Origin of the sequence: Microvirgula aerodenitrificans DSM 15089 (assembly GCF_000620105.1) — a bacterium.
GTDB lineage: Bacteria > Pseudomonadota > Gammaproteobacteria > Burkholderiales > Aquaspirillaceae > Microvirgula > Microvirgula aerodenitrificans.
This window is the reverse complement of the sequence record NZ_JHVK01000004.1, coordinates 241,886-258,261: the sequence shown is the minus strand read 5'-3', so window position 1 is coordinate 258,261 and position 16,376 is coordinate 241,886. Positions and strand designations below refer to the sequence as shown.

Sequence of the window (16,376 nt, the reverse complement as noted above, 5' to 3'; positions counted from 1 at the left end):
CTTTCGGTGCGGTCCGGGACGATGCCGGACCGGCGTTATTGCAACGGTGGCTGACCGTCGATGGCGACCATCAACTCGTCGGCCACCAGAATGTCGATGTCGGCAGCGTGACGCCACAGAACGGCCAGGGTGGCAAGGCGGACGGCATCGAGATCGAGATCGTCCGAGGGCAGTGCCATCAGCCGGTCGATCAGTTGCTCCCGCTGCAGATTGGTCAGGGCGCCGGCCGTATCGAGAAAGTGGATGAACCCCTGGGTATCGACCGGCAGGTGTTCGCATTCGCTGGCGCTGAACATGCGCGTGGCGGTGCTTTCCGCAAACACGATCGGCGACGCATCGTCGGCGGCCAGTTCGGCCAGCCAGTCCAGCGCATCGTCGATTTCCTCGTCTTCGAAACCGACTGCGGACAGTTTTTGCGCCAGGTGTTCCGGTTCGGGACAGGCGGCGAAGTCGCGGTATTCCTGGACAAGAAAGGCAATGATATCGAGCATGGCGGCGGCTTTTTCAGTGGAAACAAAGGGCGGTGAGGCCCGACGCCGGCGGCGACTCGCACCCTGCCCGTCGCGTGGAGCCCGAATTCGGCTCCGGCATGAACGGGCGGGCGTCAAACGACCCGCTGGTAGCGGCCGCCCGGTAGCGGGGCGACCCGTCCAGCGAGCTCTAGCGGCAGCAGCATCGCCAAAACCCCCTCCACCGTCAAGCCCGTACGTTGCGCCAGGGTATCGGCATCGACCGGATCGAAGCCCAGCGCAGCCAGCAGCCGCGCGTCGCCGGCGGCGAATTCACTCTCCGGGACAGCGGCGGGTCCGGCGACCGGCGGCAGTGCCGGCAAGGGCGGCAGTTCGGCCAGGATGTCATCCAGCGACTCGGTCAGCCTGGCGCCGTCGCGGATCAGCGCATGGCAGCCGCGCGACAGTGGCGAGTGAATGGACCCGGGAATGGCGAACACTTCGCGGCCTGCCTCGGCAGCCTGGCGCGCCGTGATCAGCGAGCCGCTGCGCAGGCCGGCCTCGACCACCAGGCAGCCGGCGCCGAGCCCGGCGATGATGCGGTTGCGGCGCGGGAAATGGGCGGCCAGCGGCGGCGTGCCGAGCGGAAACTCGCTGACGATCAGGCCGTGACCGGCGATGCGTCGTGCCAGCGGCCGGTTGCAGGCCGGATAGACGCGGTCGATACCGGTGCCGATCACGGCGACGGTGGCCGCCGGGGTGTCGACCGCGCCGTCATGGGCCGCCGCGTCGATGCCGGCGGCCAGGCCGCTGACGATGGTATAGCCGGTGTCGGCCAGCGCCCGGGCGAAGCGGCTGGCATCGCGGATGCCCTGCGCGCTGGCATGCCGGCTGCCGACGATGGCGAACAGCGGCCGGGACAGCAGTTCGCGCCGGCCGTGCAGGAACAGCAGCGGCGGCGCGGCCGGCGACTGTGCCAGCGCCAGCGGGTAGTCTGCGTCGAGCCGTGTCAGCAGCGAACGGGTCGCGTCGGCGGCCAGCCAGTCGGCTGCCGCCTGGCGCGCAGCCCGGCTGTCGTCGCCGGCAATCGCCGCGGCCAGCTGGCGCGATACGACGCTGGCCAGCTGCCGGGGCGGCGCAGCGCAGATGGCCTCCGCCGTGCCGAATGCCTCCAGCAGGGCATTGAACCCGATCGGACCGAGGCCCCGGACATGGAACAGATGCAGCCAGGCATCGTGGCCGGTCAGCAGGCTCATGGCCGTATCGCCACGGCGATAAGGTCTGGCGTCGTCACAGCCGATATAATGGAAAAGCGCATGGAAGCCTCTTGCCGGACGAAACGGACAGCACCATGTTGCAGATGAACGACAATGACGGGCGGCGCCGACGGTCAGGCGGTCCGGAATACCGGGCATGACCACGGTGCGGCGAGGCCCCGCCGCCTCCGGCGACCCGTCCCCAGACAACGCAATGTATTAGATAACATCACCCTATGGCGCTGCTCAACATCCTGAATTACCCGGACGACCGTCTGCACACCATCGCCAGGCCGGTGGCCGAGGTGGACGATCGCATCCGCACCCTGATCGACGACATGGGCGAGACCATGTACGCCGCGCACGGCATCGGCCTGGCGGCGACGCAGGTCGACGTGCACGAACGCCTGCTGGTGATCGACCTGTCCGACACCCATGACGAACTGCAGGTGTTCATCAACCCGGTCATCACCCATCGCGATGGCGAGGTGGTGTACGAGGAAGGCTGCCTGTCGGTGCCGGGCGTCTACGACAAGGTGACCCGTGCCGAGCACGTGATCGTCGAGGCGCTGGACCGCGACGGCAAGCCGTTCACGCTGGATACCGACGGCCTGCTGGCCATCTGCATCCAGCACGAGATCGACCACCTCGACGGCAAGGTCTTCGTCGAGTACCTGTCGCCGCTGAAGCAGAACCGGATCCGGAACAAGCTCAAGAAGCGCGAACGCCAGAGCATGTAGCGTGATCGCACCGGGCCTGGCGCCCGGATTTCGCTTTTTCAGATCGGATCGTCACATGAAACTCATCTTCGCCGGCACGCCGGATTTCGCCGCCGCCGCCCTGTCCGCGCTGCATGCCGCCGGACACGACATCGCCCTGGTGCTGACCCAGCCCGACCGGCCGGCCGGCCGTGGCATGAAGCTCAAGCCGTCGGCGGTCAAGGCGCGCGCGCTGGAACTGGGACTGCCGGTCAGCCAGCCGCAGACGCTGCGCGATGCCGGCGCCCGGCAAGCGCTGCACGACATCGGGGCCGACGTGATGGTGGTGGCCGCCTACGGGCTGATCCTGCCGCAGGCGGTACTGGACATCCCGCCGCTCGGCTGCCTGAACATCCATGCGTCGATCCTGCCGCGCTGGCGTGGCGCCGCGCCGATCCAGCGCGCGCTGCTGGCCGGCGATGCCGAGTCCGGCGTCACCATCATGCAGATGGAAGCCGGGCTGGACACCGGTCCGATGCGGCATGTCGTGCGCACGCCGATCAGCGCCACCGACACTGCCGCCAGCCTGCACGACCGGCTGATGGCGCTGGGCGCGGCCGCCATTGTCGAGGTGCTGGCCGATCCGGCCGCCTTCCCGCCCTGCACGCAGCCGGAAGCGGGCGTCACCTATGCGGCCAAGCTCGACAAGGAAGAGGCCCGGCTCGACTGGACCCGGCCGGTGGCGGAACTCGACCGTGCCGTGCGCGGCTACTGCCCGGTGCCGGGCGCGTGGACCACGCTGGGCGGCGATCTGCTGAAAGTGTGGGGGGCGAGCCCGGCCGACGGGCGCGGTGCGCCTGGCACGGTGCTGGAAGCCGGCCACGACGGCCTGCTGGTCGCTTGCGGTGATGGCGCGCTGCGCCTGAGCGAAGTCCAGCCTGCCGGCGGCAGGCGCCTGGCGGCCAGTGCCTTCGCGGCCGGCCGGCACGGGCTGGTCGGCCAGTTGCTCGGCACCGACCCTGCATAAGGGCGGTCGCCCGGGCCGCTGACCCTACGGCTGCTTGCGGTGGAAGGTCAGCGGCTGGACCGGCACGCTGGACGGCGGCGGGGCGTTGAAAATGTGTTTCTTTATCTTGCCCATGACGTGCATTTCGCACGGCTTGCAGTCGAAGGTCAGGGTATAGGTCTCGTTGCCGGACTTCAGCGTCATCGGCTCGGCGCGGATCTGGCCCTTGACGCCGATGACCCCTTTGGCCTGCTTCGGGCACAGGTTGTAGCTGAAGCGCAGGCAATGCTTGGTGATCATCAGGCTGACCTCGCCCGGCTCCTCGTGCGCCTCGTAGGCCGCATCGATCAGCGTGACGCCGTGGCGGGCATAGAACGCCCGGGCCTTGTCGTTGTACACATTGGCCAGATACGACAGTGAGGTCTCCGGATACGGCACCGGCGGTTCCAGCGGCGCCTTGCGCGGCGGGCGCGGCCAGTTGGCGATGCGCGCGGCGGCCAGCCGGGCGACCACGTCGCGGCGCAGGGCGTTGATGGCCGAGGCCGGCACGAACCAGGCCGAGGCCAGCGCCAGCTCGACGCCGTGGGCGACGAACATGGTGCTGCCCAGCTTGGCCAGGCTGTCGCGCAGCCCGGCTTCCGCCCGCGCGGCGTCACGGGCCGGTTCCAGCGTCAGCGCCATGGCGGCCGATGCCGTCCCGCCATCCTCGTCGGTGGCAGTCAGTTTCAGCCCGTCGGGCTGGTCTTCCAGCTTCAGCCAGACGCCGACCCGGCGCTCGGCCGACTTGCGTGTCAGCGCCTGCTCCCAGGCATGGTCGCGGTTGCGGCTGACTTCCGTGCCCGGCTTCAGCCCGTCCAGCGCGCGCATGCCCTCGTTTGGATACACCCGCCAGCGCGTGGTGCCGTTCTCGCCAGGACCGGTCATTTCGACGGTATTGGCCTGCATGCCGTGCACTTCGCGCTTTTTCATGTAGTTGAGGCCGTCGCCGTTGGCGAGCGGCTCGGTGGCGTCGATCTCGAACCAGTCCTGGGCCAGCCGCGTTACCGTGCCGACCGGTACGCCGATAAAGGTCGGCGAATCGAAGGCGCCGATATCGTCATGGCGGCCGTTGACGAAATAATCGGTATGGCCGCGATGGAAGGACTTGTCGATATCCGGCGTGAACAGGATCTCGCTGCGGCCGCTGGAGGCGCGCGCCAGTTCCGGGCGGCGTTCGAGGATCTCGTCGAGCAGCAGCCGGTAGTGGGCGGTGATGTTCTTGACGTAGTTGGCTTCCTTGTAGCGCCCCTCGATCTTGAACGAGCGCACGCCGGCGTCGATCAGCGCTTCCAGATTGGCGCTCTGGTCGTTGTCCTTCATCGACAGCAGATGCTTGTCGAAGGCGACCACGCCGCCACTGGCATCGGTCAGCGTGTACGGCAGCCGGCAGGCCTGCGAACAGTCACCCCGGTTGGCGCTGCGGCCGTTGTCGGCATGGCTGATATAGCACTGGCCGGAAAACGCCACGCACAATGCGCCGTGGATGAAGAATTCGAGTGTGGTGTCGGCCGGCAGCGCATCGCGCACGGCGCGGATCTGCGCCAGCGTCAGCTCGCGCGCCGGCACCACCTGGGAAAAACCGGCATCGGCCAGGAAGCGCGCCTTTTCCGGTGTGCGGATGTCGCACTGGGTGCTGGCGTGGAGCTGGAGCGGTGGCAGGTCGAGTTCCAGCAGGCCCATGTCCTGCACGATCAGCGCATCGATGCCGGCCTCGTACAGCTGCCAGACCAGCTGGCGCGACGGTTCCAGCTCGGCATCGTGCAGGATGGTGTTCAGGGTGACGAAGATGCGGGCGTGGTAGCGGTGAGCGAATTCGGCCAGACCGGCGATCTCGCTCACCGTGTTACAGGCGTTGTGGCGCGCGCCGAACGACGGGCCGCCGATGTAAACCGCGTCCGCGCCGTGCAGGATCGCCTCGCGGCCGATGTCGGCGGTCCTGGCGGGCGCGAGCAGTTCAAGCTGGTGGGCGGGCAGGCTCATGACGTGGTCGTCCGGGGTCGGTAGGAAAAGGGCGGCAGTATAACGGATCGACCGGGCGCCGCCGCGACCGCTCACGTGCCGCTGTGTGCCGCCTGCCCGTACAGATAGCCGGGAAACACGCAGATCGACACGTCGGGCGCGTCGACTTCGTCGCGGTGGCCGAGGAAGATCCACAGCTGCTGACCGTCGCTGAGGAGGCGGTACACCGGTTGCCCGGCACTGTAGAACATCAGTTCGCGGCCGCGAAAGCCGTCGAGCGGCATCATCGGTTTGCGCGGGGTATCCAGCAGCATGGCGGCGGCATCGGTGTCGAGCGAACGCAGGCGACGGCAGTCGTCGATCGCCACGGCGGTGAACATCAGCAGCAGCGGGATCGGCAGCAGGATCCAGGCGGCATTGACGAGAAACAGGGCGCCGCAAATGGCGGCACCGGTGAAAAAGAACGCGCTGTCGAACTTCACGGGACTCTCCGGTAAGGGCGCCTGCAGTGGCGTCCGGACGTGTCCCCTTGACGGACGAGGGGGCGAAAACGGTGTCGCGACCCTCCGCCTGGCCAGGCTGTCGGGCCGGGCCTGACACCACTTGCAATAATGGCATACGGACGGCGTGATTGCCGTCTGTCAGACTGCTGATAAAGGTTGGCACAGACGGTTGCAGTGGCGTCGGTGCACGCCCGACTGACAGAAACTGTCGTGAGCACGGCAGTCTGCCTGATTGAATCCTGCCTCTTCCGTCCCCGCCGCCGCGGGGAAACCTCGCTTCGCTCGTCCGTTCTTCGTGGACAGTCTGACGGACGGCGTGATTGCCGTCTGTGATCGGGAGGAATTCTAGTGGCAGTCGGCGGGCTTTGCGATGGCAAGCCGCTGAACGGAAAGGGAAATGACGCCATTTTGTAGTGCGGCGTCGCGCCGGTGCCGCCGACGGCCGGCGAACCGGCCCTGGCGGCACCACTGGCGTCAGGCGCTTTCCGGCGTGACCTTGCCGAGCACGCGGAATTCGATTTCCAGCGCCAGCTCGTCGATGCGTGCCACCTGCAGCCGCACCCGCTCGCCGGCGGCCATTTCCGGCAGACCGGCCACGCGCGTGGCCATCGGCAGGCCGTCGAGGCGGACCAGGTCGTCCTTGATCCACTGCGCGGTGATGTCGCTCACGTTTTCCTGACTGAACCAGCGCAGGCACCAGAAGCGCTCCATCTGGTACTGGAAATCGCCATAGGCGTTGTAGGCGACGTCGAAATCGCGCAGCCGGGCGAACAGGTCGGGGTCGCCGCGCTTGTAGCGCGGGGTCTCGCCGCGAACCATGGCCACGATCTGCTGCTGGTTGACGAAGTCGGCCGCGCGGCGCAGCGGCGAGGTCGACCACGCGTACTGCGGCACGCCGAGGCCGACGTGCGGTTCGGCGGCGGTGGTCATGCGTACCTTGCCGGCCGTCTGTGCCCGGTACATGGCCGGGATGCCGGCGGCGGCCAGGTCGCCGCCCCAGGTGGCGTTGGCCAGGATCATCAGCTCGGACACCAGCTTGTCCATCGGCGCGCCGCGGCGGCGCGGCGTCAGCACCACCTTGCCATCGACGATGGCGAAGTTGTAGTCGAGACGCTGCTGCTGGTTGCTGTCGGCCTTGCCGCGGCCGACTTCCAGCGCGTTGGCGAATTCCCACAGCACGCGCAACTCGTGCTTGTATGGATAGTCGCGGCCCGGATCGTGGGCCAGCGTGTCTTCGTTGAATACCGTTTCCAGCCAGTCGTGGCGCAGGTTGGCGGTGATTTTCACGCTGTCGACCCGGCTTTCGTGGCCGAGGATGCGATAGTCGTCCGGCGCCACCTCGAAGTACACGCTGACCGCCGGGCAGTGCCGGCCTTCGGCCAGCGTGAACTGCTGGACCAGCGAATCAGGCAGCATGGTGATCTTCTCGCCGGGGAAATACACCGTCGACAGGCGCTGGAATACCAGCTTTTCCACGTCCGAATCCGGACCGACGCCAAGCGTCGGCGCGGCGATATGGACGCCGATGCGCCAGTTGCCGTTGTCGAGGCGGGTCAGCGACAGCGCATCGTCGATCTCGGTGGTAGCGGAATCGTCGATCGAGAACGCTTCGACACCGGCGTCGGGCAGGCCGGCCGGCATCTCGACCGCCTCGAACACCGGGAAGCCGCGTCCGCGCGGGAAGTGCTCCATGATGAAACCGGCCAGCAGATAGTCGGGCACCGACGAAATGCCGCCGCGCTCGGCCACCAGCTTCAGCGGCGACACCTGCAGTGCCTTGCTGGCGGCTTCCAGCCCCTTCCATTCCAGCGTGTTCTTGTCCGGACGCCACAGCAGCGACATCAGGTGCGGCTTCCACTCTTCCGGCAGCTGGCCGGCGCGGCAGGCGTCGACCCAGCCGTCAATCTGCTGCTGCTGGCGCTTTTTCTTCTCGATGCCGGCCAGCGCAGCCTGCAGCGCCTCGTGCGGGGCGGCCTTGTAGCGGCCCTTGCCCTTCTTGTAGAAATACATCGGGGCGCCATGCACGCGCAGGGCAATCGCCGCACTTTCCAGTGCTGACGGCTTGTGGCCGAAATAATCTTCTGCCAGCGTTGCCGCATCGAACTCCGCGTCGCCGCAGCACTCCCACAGGAAGTCGATGTCGATTTCCGCCGCCTGCTGCTCGGCTGCAGGCAGGAAATCGGCCAGGGCCGAGCTAAAGCGCAGCAGGATCGCTGCCGATTTGATTTTGGATCGCTTGCCGTGAGGGGCCTCCACCTGGAGGCTGGTATCGTTGTCGGTCAGGACGGCGCCCACTTTGAATCCGCCGTCTTCCTCGTAAAATACGTTGGTCGCCATCGCCTTGACCGCATTGCTGAAAAAGGCGGCGATTATAACAGCGGCGCCTGACTGTGCGCCCGGAGCCCTGCATGCCAGACCTGTCCCGAGAATTGACCGACATCGAGCGGGGCCTCGCCTTGCTGGGCCGTGGCTGGGATACGCCACTGGCGGCTCACCTCGCCTATCTGGCGCTGAACCTGAAATGCCAGGCCGAGCGCGATGGCGAGGATGAGCTGGTCGCCGCTGCCCAGACCCTGGCGCATTCACTGCACGATGCCGTTCGCGAGGCCAGGCAGACCGGGCACCCGCCGGCCGACCTGACCCAGGCGCTGGCGGCCCGTCTCGCCCGGCTCAAGGCCAGCCGCAAGCTGGCCTCGCCGCCGCCGGGCCTGCCGGTGGTGCATGGCGGCATCCTGCTGCTGGCCGGGCCCGGCGATGACGTCGCGGCGCTGGAACAGTCGCTGGCCCGCTATGGCGTAACGCTCAGCGTCCACCCGGACCCGGATGCGCTGATCGCCGCGCTGGACACTTTTCAGCCGGCCGCGCTGGCGCTGGTGCGTACCGACAGCCGCCACGATGCGGCGATTTCGGCGCTGGCGCGGACCCGGCTGGCCCACATACCGTTCGTCGTCCTGTCGCCGGAATCGGACTTTGCCAGCCGCATTGCCGCCGTCCGGCTGGGGGCGAGCGTGTTCCTGCCATGGCCGGTCGGTCACGACGAACTGCTGACGGCGCTGGCGGTCCCGCTGGCGGACAGCCAGCCGTTGCGCGTCCTGGTGATCGACCCGCAGGTCGATCTGGTCCACTGGTATGCCGACGCGCTGACCGCTGCCGGCATCGAGGTCCTGCTGGCCTCTTCCGGCGCCGAAGGCTACGACAGCATGTTGCGCAATCACCCGGACGTGCTGCTGGTCAACCGCATCCTGCCTGACTGCGACGGCCTGGATTTTGCCCGGGTGGTGCGGCAGACCTGCCCGGTACCGCCGATGCCGGTCCTGATGCTGGCCAGCGAGGCGCTGCAGCCGCAGCGACGGCTGTCCGACGAAAGCATCGAATACTGGCTGGCGCGGCCGGTCGCGACCGATGAACTGCTGGTGGCGGTCCAGCGTGCCGGCCGCCGCCGCCGGCTGCAGCTCGGACTGAGCCAGCGCGACGCGCTGACCGGGGCGCTGACGGTCCAGGCGCTGTGCGAACGGCTGGACGAGGAACTGTCGCGCGTGGCACGCAGCGCGCAGCCACTGGTGCTGGCGCTGGTCGACCTGAACAGCTTCTCGTCGTTCAACCGGCGCCGGGGCTATGCCGCCGGCGACCGGGTGCTGGCGACCTGGGCGCGCTTCCTGCGCAAGCGGCTGCGCCGCAACGACCTGATCGGGCGTGTCGATGGCGACGCCTTCGTGCTGGTGCTGCCCGATACCGGGCTGGAAGCCGCGCAGGCGCTGCTCGACAGCCTGTCGCTGGCCTTCTCCGAGCTGGCGCTCGGTGACGGCGACGCCGCCGAACGGCTGTCGTTCAGCATGCGTCTGTGCGAGGCAGATCCCCGGCTGCCGGCTGCCGAGCAGCTGACCACGCTGGAGACGGACGTCTGAGGCGACACTAGACGCGGAAGGCCTGGAGGGTGTCCTGCATCTCGGCGGCCGCCTCGCGCAGGGAGGCGGCCGACGCCGCCGTATGCGTGGCGCTGGTATGGCTCTGCTCGGTCATCCGGGCGATATGTTCGACCCCCTGGGCAATGCTGGTGCTGGTCAGCGACTGTTCGCGCATCGAACCGGAAATTTCCGCCACCTGGGTCACCGTGCCGTCCGTGCTGTCGATGATGCGCTGAATGGCGACCGTGGCCAGTTCCGCCTGGCTCATGCCGTGGCCAAGCAGGGACACGACACCCTGCATCGACTCCACGGTTTCATTGGCCCCCTGCTGGATCAGGCGCACGGTCCGGGTGATCTCCTGCGTCGAGGTTGCCGTTCGCTCGGCCAGCATGCGGACTGCATCGGCGACCACGGCAAAGCTGCGGCCGGACTCGCCGGCGCGGGCGGCTTCGATCGCCGCGTTCAGCGCCAGCAGATTGGTCTGTTCGGCGATATCCTTGATCACGGCGATGACCGTGCCAATGGCCGCAGTATGGGCCTTCAACTGCTCGATCTGGCCTGCGGCCAGCTGCACGGTCGACTCGGTGTTGCGGAAGCCGCGGATGGTGTCGTCGATGACTTCGCCGCCATGGCTGGCTTCCTTGCCGGCCTGCTGGCTGCTGTGACTGGCCTGTTCGGCGCGGTCGGCCGCATGGGTCACACTGACGGTCATCTGCTCGACGGCCGCCGACATGCTGGCCGCCGATTCGCTGACCTGCAGCGAGGCCTGCGAGACGTCAGCCGAGGCGGCTGCCACCGTTTCCGCCGCTGCATTCACATTGCTGCCCAGGGTGTGGAGGCGCTGGAAACTGCCCTGCAGTACGTCCAGCAGCCCGTTCAGCGCCTGGTAGGTCTCACTGATTTCGTCTTGTTGCCGGCGCCGGAAGCGGCGGGTGAAGTCGAAATCCCGGGCAAGCTGGTTCAGCCCGTCGCGCAGGGACGTCATCGGCCCGTAAATGGTCCTGACCGCCCAGATGCCGCCGCCCAGCAGCAGCAAGACGACCACGGTTGTCACCCCCAGCAGCACCAGTCGGGCATTGTCGATCGATTCGTCCACGTCCTGCTCGGACTGATCCAGTACCGAGATGTTGAAGTCGACGGTTCGCTTGAAGGTCTCGAGGGTTACTTTCCCTTGAGGGCGTGTGGCCTGGGCGATCATGGCGGCCGCCTGGTCGGTCTGCCCGAGGTCGGACAATGCCAGCACCTGGTACATCAGCGCCTGATAGCGCTCCACTTCCGTCTGCAGCACCTTGATGTTGGCTGTGTCCTGCGCATTCGTGGCCAGGTTGTCGGCATAGTATTTGAAGTGCTCGTTCAGCCATTTGCTGCCTTCGGCGATATTCGCGCGCAATGCGGCCTTGTCTTCGGCGTGAAGGCTCAGGACATGCAGCAGCATATTGTGGCGCAGGGTTGAAAACTGGTCCTGCAGCTCTGCCAGTGCCTTGACCGACGGCAGTGAATCGTCGGTGATGCTGGCGATGGAGGTCCGGATGCTGCCGAAGGCCAGCAGGGCGGAAAGGGACACAATCAGCAGGCCGATGATGCCGGTGCTGCACAGCGCATAGAGGCGGGTCGATATTTTCATGTGTGACTCGGAGGAGGCTCAGTGAGGTTCGAGCTGATTCAGCGGAACGGGTTTTTCGATCGCATAGCCCTGGGCATAGTCGATGCCCAGTCCGGTGACGCAGTCGAGTACCTGCATGTTCTCGACCTTCTCGGCCACGATCTGCTTGCCGAGGTGCCGGCAGGTTCGGCACAGCTCGCGGACCAGATCGCGGTTCAGCGGGCTCTGGTCCAGGCCAATGATGAAGCTGCCGTCGATCTTGACCAGGTCGACGGGCAGGTCGCGCAGATAGGACAGCGTGGCGCTGCCGCTGCCATAGTCGTCCAGTGCGAAGCGGTAGCCGTACTCCCGCAGCCGCTGCATCACGGCGATGGCGCGCGGCAGATCCCTGATGCGGCTGGTTTCCGTCAGCTCAAAGCAGATTTCCGCCGGATTGATGCGGTGCTCACGCTGGCGGGCTTCGATGAACGCGGGCAGGTCGGTTTCCGTCAGGCTGTGCGCGGACAGATTGATGGCGGTCCACCGGCACGGCGTGTTGCCGCCCGGACGATGGTTTGCCAGCCAGGCATAGGCGCGGTCGACGACCCGGCGATCCAGCTCCGGCATCAGGCCGAGTCTCTCCGCCTCCGGCAGGAAGGAGTCCGGCATCCACAGCGCGCCGTCGTGGTCGGTCAGGCGGGCCAGGATTTCATGGTGATAGCAATCGCTGCCGATCGAGTCGAGCGGCAGGATGCGCTGCGAGTACAGCGTGAGACGATCGGCTTCCAGTGCCCCGCGGACCCTGTCCTCCCTGCGCAGCGGCTCGATTCTCTCGTCCAGTTGTTCGGCGTCGTCGATCAGCGTCAGGCGGGAGTGGGCGGCCGGCCCGGCCCGCTGGCTGGCCACCAGCGCCCGGTCGATGAGGCTGTCCGGCGAATGGACGGGGGTGTGGGCCGCCAGCAGGATGAGGTGGACCGGGATCGGCAGTGACTCGCTGGAGCGCATCTGGCGCACGCTGGTGATGCGGGCCAGCAGGGCATTGCCGAGGATCTGCAGGTCCTGCCCGGCCTGGTACGGAAGCACAAAAGCCAGACTGTCATCGGCAATGTGGCAGCTGTGCTGTTCCAGCAGATCGCAGATCAGCCGGATTTGCGCCTGTGCGCGGGCCCGTCCGTCAATTGCCAGCATGGCGTGGTAATCGCTGAGAGTCAGTACGCCAAGGGCAAAGGGCTGCCGATTGGCGGGAGAGCGTAATTTCTCCTGCAAGACGTTCAAAATTTTCCCCGTCCTTGTCAAATTTCAACCGGGTACCGAAGAGGTAACCGCTCGTTCCGGAAAAATGCCTGGTGTGCCCGGAACATCGGCCTGCGGATTTTTATCTTGAATCAGGGCAGGGATTCTGCGGAATGGTGTTAATTATATAGTTGCTGCAAAAAAACACCTGTTGGTTATTCAGGTAAATCATTTATGGGATGCCGGCAGATTATATGGTGGAAATCCGTTTTATTTATCCGGCGCGAGGAAAACAGCCAGCATTTTCTGCAAAAACATATGTCTATGGGATCGAATAGTTTTTATGCTACTTGCGTCAAGGACACGGTAATGTAGTGACGGTGCGAGGCTGCCAAACGCCGGAGCCAGTGCGTTTTTATTACATTGCAATTTTTGGATGCCGGAAAACTTGGATTTTGCATCGCCTGTTTTCTCGCCTGCCAGAAAAAGCCGGTAGCCGCCGCTCGTCCGAAGTCTATTGTCTGGCAACTTACATACACCTATGATTGTAAACGTGGATTGCAGCTATCTGGCCTTTCGGTGACAGACAGTGAGCAGTGATTGGAAATAGGTGGTGGCTTCATCCCTGATTCCCCACACGGTGGCGACGGGACGAAAGCTCATTCTCCTTCGCTTTGAAGGCCTGATCGAAATAACAATTGGTTTTATTCCTATGGACAATTACAAAATCCTGCACCCGGAGTGCGTGCTTGCCTTTGTGGCACTGGGCGAAGAAGGTTCTTTTACCGCCGCAGCGGCAGCACTGAGAGTCAGTCATTCCGTCGTCAGCGAGCGCATCAAGAAACTCGAGACCTACGTGAATGCACAATTGGTGCTGCGCACGACACGGAGCATGTCACTGACACCTGCCGGCGAGAAATTCCTGCAGGCCTGTCGGCGGATCATTGATGAATACCGTGATGCGGTGGCCGTGGTCCGCAGCGATCACGAATATCCGCACGGGCTGTTGCGCATTGCCGCGCCGGATTATCTGATCCTGCACTATCTGACCGAAAGTGCCGTGGCGTTTGCCGGACAATACGCGGAGGTCACGTTCGACCTGATGGCCACGGAAAACCACATCGATCTGCTGGCCTCGCGGGTCGACATCGACATCCGCGTCGGCCAGCCGCGGGACTCCAGCCTGCATGCGGTCAAGCTCGCGGACTGCCGCCAGAGCCTGGTGGCCAGCCGCGACTATCTGACGCGTCACGACCGGATCTGCACGCCGCAGGATCTGCTGGAGCATTCGCTGATCGCGCATGAAACCAGCGCGCAGTCCTGGCACTGGGTGTTCTCCCGTCCCGGTGACAAGGACGAAAAAGTGCTGGTCAAGGGGCGTCTGCGCGCCAACAGCACCAGCATCATGCGGAATCTGGCGCTGGCGGGTGGCGGTGTGACGGAACTGCCGGACTTTCTGGTCGCCGACGATCTGGCGGCCGGCCGTCTGGTCCATGTGCTGCCGGAATGGAACCTGTCGGCCGGGGGCATCTATGCCATCTACCCCAGCCGCAAGCACCTGCCTGCCCGGGTACGCCTGTTTATCTCCCTGCTGCGCGAGCAGTTTGGCGCGGCCCCGGCATTCAAGCGCCGGCTGCTGGGGGCGATGGCGGCATCCGCCCTGAATTGAACGGGCGGCTGTCAGCCGAATTCTGACCAGCATCGGGCTGACGGCGGCTACACTTGGCACATTTCCGCGCCTGGCCGCGTTGTGCCGACGGGGCCGCCAATCCGCAAGAAGCCAGCTCATGATTGAAACCGACTCCCTTACCAGCGGTGCGCCCGAACGCGTCGTTGCGCCCCGCCCGCTGTCCAACCAGGAAGAAGCGCTGGAGCGTGCACTGCGCCCGAAGCAGCTCGACGACTATGTCGGCCAGCACAAGGCGCGCGAACAGCTGACCATCTTTATCGAGGCGGCCAAGATGCGCGGCGAGGCGCTGGACCATGTGCTGCTGTTCGGACCGCCGGGGCTGGGCAAGACCACGCTGGCCCATATCGTGGCGCGCGAGCTGGGGGTCAACCTGCGCCAGACCAGTGGTCCGGTCCTGGAGCGTGCCGGCGACCTGGCGGCGCTGCTGACCAATCTGGAACCGCACGATGTGCTGTTCATCGACGAAATTCACCGCCTGTCGCCGGTGGTGGAGGAAATCCTCTATCCGGCGCTGGAGGACTACCAGCTCGACATCATGATCGGCGAAGGGCCGGCCGCCCGTTCGGTCAAACTCGACCTGCCGCCGTTCACGCTGGTCGGGGCGACGACCCGCGCCGGCATGCTGACCAACCCGCTGCGCGACCGCTTCGGCATCGTGGCGCGGCTGGAGTTCTATACCGCCGACGAGCTGAAGCAGATCGTGACCCGGTCGGCCGGTCTGCTGAACGTGGATCTGGCCGATGACGGCGCCTTCGAGATCGCCCGCCGTGCCCGCGGCACGCCGCGGATTGCCAACCGCTTGCTGCGCCGGGTGCGCGACTACGCCGACGTCAAGCACGACGGCCGCGTGACCGCCGCCGTTGCCGATGCCGCTCTGGCAATGCTCGATGTCGATCCGGCCGGGCTCGACGTGATGGACCGCAAGCTGCTCGATGCCATTCTGAACAAGTTTGCCGGCGGGCCGGTCGGCCTCGACAACGTGGCCGCCGCGATCGGGGAATCGACCGATACCATCGAGGACGTCATCGAGCCATATCTGATCCAGCAGGGCTATCTGCAGCGTACGCCGCGCGGCCGCATGGCGACGGCGCTGTCGTGGAGCCATTTCGGGCTGGATGCGCCGTCCGTCTAGGGCGGTGGCAGCCGGGGCGGGGACTGCCGGTCAACAGCTGGTGTGCTGTTCCGTCGTTTGCCCGCCGGTGTTGCCGTCCGTCGCCTCGTCCCGGTTTGCCGGCGCAACCCGGGTCAGCCGTGCCAGTACACGGCTGACCGCGACCAGGCCGAACACGGCGGTCACGGTGACTGCCGAGCCATAGCCGGCACAGGCCAGTCCCTGCGGGGCGGTACCGGTGTCACAGGCGGCGCCGGCCTGCGGGCGGCGTATCGGCTCGGCCGAATACACGCACTCGATGCCGAATTTGCGCCCGGCCTCGCGCGGGAAACCGTAGCCGCGGCGCAGCGTATAGCGCAGCCGGGCACAGACGGCGTCGCCGGTCACCCGCGACAGGTCGTCGACCTGCACCCGGGTCGGGTCAACGCGGCCGCCGGCGCCGCCGCTGACCACCAGCGGGATTCGCGCCCGGTGACAGTGCGCCGCGATCGCTGCCTTGGCACGAATGTCGTCGATCGCATCGACAACGGCGTCGAACGGGCCAGCCAGCAAATCGGCAACGTTGTCGACGGTGACGAAATCCTCGATCAGCCGGATCTCGCACTGCGGGTGGATGGCGCGCAGGCGGGCGGCCATGGCCTCGACCTTGGGCTGGCCGAACACGCCGTCCAGTGCATGGATCTGACGGTTCACATTGGATTCGTTGACATTGTCCAGGTCGATCAGTGTCAGCCTGCCGACCCCTGAGCGGGCCAGCGCCTCCGCTGCCCAGCTGCCCACCCCGCCGATCCCGATGACACAGACGTGCGCCGCGCGGATGCGAAGGGCGGCATCGTCGCCATACAGGCGGTTCATCCCGCCGAATCGGCGGTCAAGGTCGGGCGCGGTCATGGCAGGCAAGTTCTTGAAAAAACGGCGGATGCTAGCGCCGGTGCCGCCCCGGCG

Annotated in this window: 13 protein-coding genes; 5 read left to right on the top strand and 8 right to left on the bottom strand. The window is 66.2% G+C overall.

The genetic code is table 11. The features are described from left to right. Window positions 1-35 precede the first annotated feature (35 nt). Window positions 36-491, bottom strand: coding sequence for a Smg family protein (locus Q352_RS0106640; RefSeq protein WP_028498668.1), 456 nt, complete (start codon window positions 489-491; stop codon window positions 36-38). Window positions 492-604: 113 nt separating this feature from the next. Next, window positions 605-1,705, bottom strand: coding sequence for a DNA-processing protein DprA (dprA, locus tag Q352_RS0106635; protein ID WP_028498667.1), 1,101 nt, complete (start codon window positions 1,703-1,705; stop codon window positions 605-607). A gap of 236 nt (window positions 1,706-1,941) precedes the next feature. Between dprA and def the strand changes: the two genes are divergently transcribed. Both def and fmt read left to right on the top strand, forming a co-directional pair. Next, window positions 1,942-2,445: a peptide deformylase gene (gene def, locus Q352_RS0106630; RefSeq protein WP_028498666.1), complete on the top strand. Its 504-nt coding sequence runs from the start codon at window positions 1,942-1,944 to the stop codon at window positions 2,443-2,445. Window positions 2,446-2,500: 55 nt separating this feature from the next. Next, window positions 2,501-3,430: a methionyl-tRNA formyltransferase gene (gene fmt, locus Q352_RS0106625; RefSeq protein WP_028498665.1), complete on the top strand. Its 930-nt coding sequence runs from the start codon at window positions 2,501-2,503 to the stop codon at window positions 3,428-3,430. 24 nt (window positions 3,431-3,454) lie between these two features. On the opposite strand, the gene Q352_RS0106620 is transcribed toward fmt, so the two are convergent. The 3 genes from Q352_RS0106620 to Q352_RS0106610 all read right to left on the bottom strand — a co-directional run bounded on the left by Q352_RS0106620 (window position 3,455) and on the right by Q352_RS0106610 (window position 8,247). Next, on the bottom strand, window positions 3,455-5,428 hold the full coding sequence (locus Q352_RS0106620) for a peptidase U32 family protein (RefSeq protein WP_028498664.1): 1,974 nt from the start codon (window positions 5,426-5,428) through the stop codon (window positions 3,455-3,457). Window positions 5,429-5,499: 71 nt separating this feature from the next. After that, window positions 5,500-5,889 (bottom strand): hypothetical protein, encoded by a 390-nt coding sequence (locus tag Q352_RS0106615; protein ID WP_028498663.1) that lies wholly within the window; start codon window positions 5,887-5,889, stop codon window positions 5,500-5,502. A 495-nt stretch (window positions 5,890-6,384) separates the two neighbouring features. Next, window positions 6,385-8,247 (bottom strand): ribonuclease catalytic domain-containing protein, encoded by a 1,863-nt coding sequence (locus Q352_RS0106610; protein WP_028498662.1) that lies wholly within the window; start codon window positions 8,245-8,247, stop codon window positions 6,385-6,387. 71 nt (window positions 8,248-8,318) lie between these two features. On the opposite strand from Q352_RS0106610, the gene Q352_RS0106605 reads away from it, so the two are divergent. Continuing rightward, a complete protein-coding gene (locus Q352_RS0106605; RefSeq protein WP_084299921.1) occupies window positions 8,319-9,815 on the top strand; it encodes a diguanylate cyclase domain-containing protein in 1,497 nt (498 codons plus the stop codon). Between the two features lie 7 nt (window positions 9,816-9,822). On the opposite strand, the gene Q352_RS0106600 is transcribed toward Q352_RS0106605, so the two are convergent. Together Q352_RS0106600 and Q352_RS20100 are read right to left on the bottom strand one after the other, a co-directional pair. After that, window positions 9,823-11,439, bottom strand: coding sequence for a methyl-accepting chemotaxis protein (locus Q352_RS0106600; protein WP_028498660.1), 1,617 nt, complete (start codon window positions 11,437-11,439; stop codon window positions 9,823-9,825). Window positions 11,440-11,457: 18 nt separating this feature from the next. Beyond that, a complete protein-coding gene (locus Q352_RS20100; RefSeq protein WP_028498659.1) occupies window positions 11,458-12,585 on the bottom strand; it encodes an EAL domain-containing protein in 1,128 nt (375 codons plus the stop codon). A gap of 757 nt (window positions 12,586-13,342) precedes the next feature. Between Q352_RS20100 and Q352_RS20095 the strand changes: the two genes are divergently transcribed. Next, entirely contained in the window at window positions 13,343-14,299 is a 957-nt protein-coding gene (locus Q352_RS20095; RefSeq protein WP_051528734.1) for a LysR family transcriptional regulator, read from the top strand. 118 nt (window positions 14,300-14,417) lie between these two features. Next, window positions 14,418-15,452 (top strand): Holliday junction branch migration DNA helicase RuvB, encoded by a 1,035-nt coding sequence (gene ruvB, locus Q352_RS0106585; protein WP_028498658.1) that lies wholly within the window; start codon window positions 14,418-14,420, stop codon window positions 15,450-15,452. Window positions 15,453-15,482: 30 nt separating this feature from the next. Here the strand turns inward: ruvB and Q352_RS20090 are convergent, their stop codons facing one another. Next, window positions 15,483-16,322 (bottom strand): tRNA threonylcarbamoyladenosine dehydratase, encoded by an 840-nt coding sequence (locus Q352_RS20090; RefSeq protein ID WP_051528733.1) that lies wholly within the window; start codon window positions 16,320-16,322, stop codon window positions 15,483-15,485. Window positions 16,323-16,376: the final 54 nt, after the last annotated feature.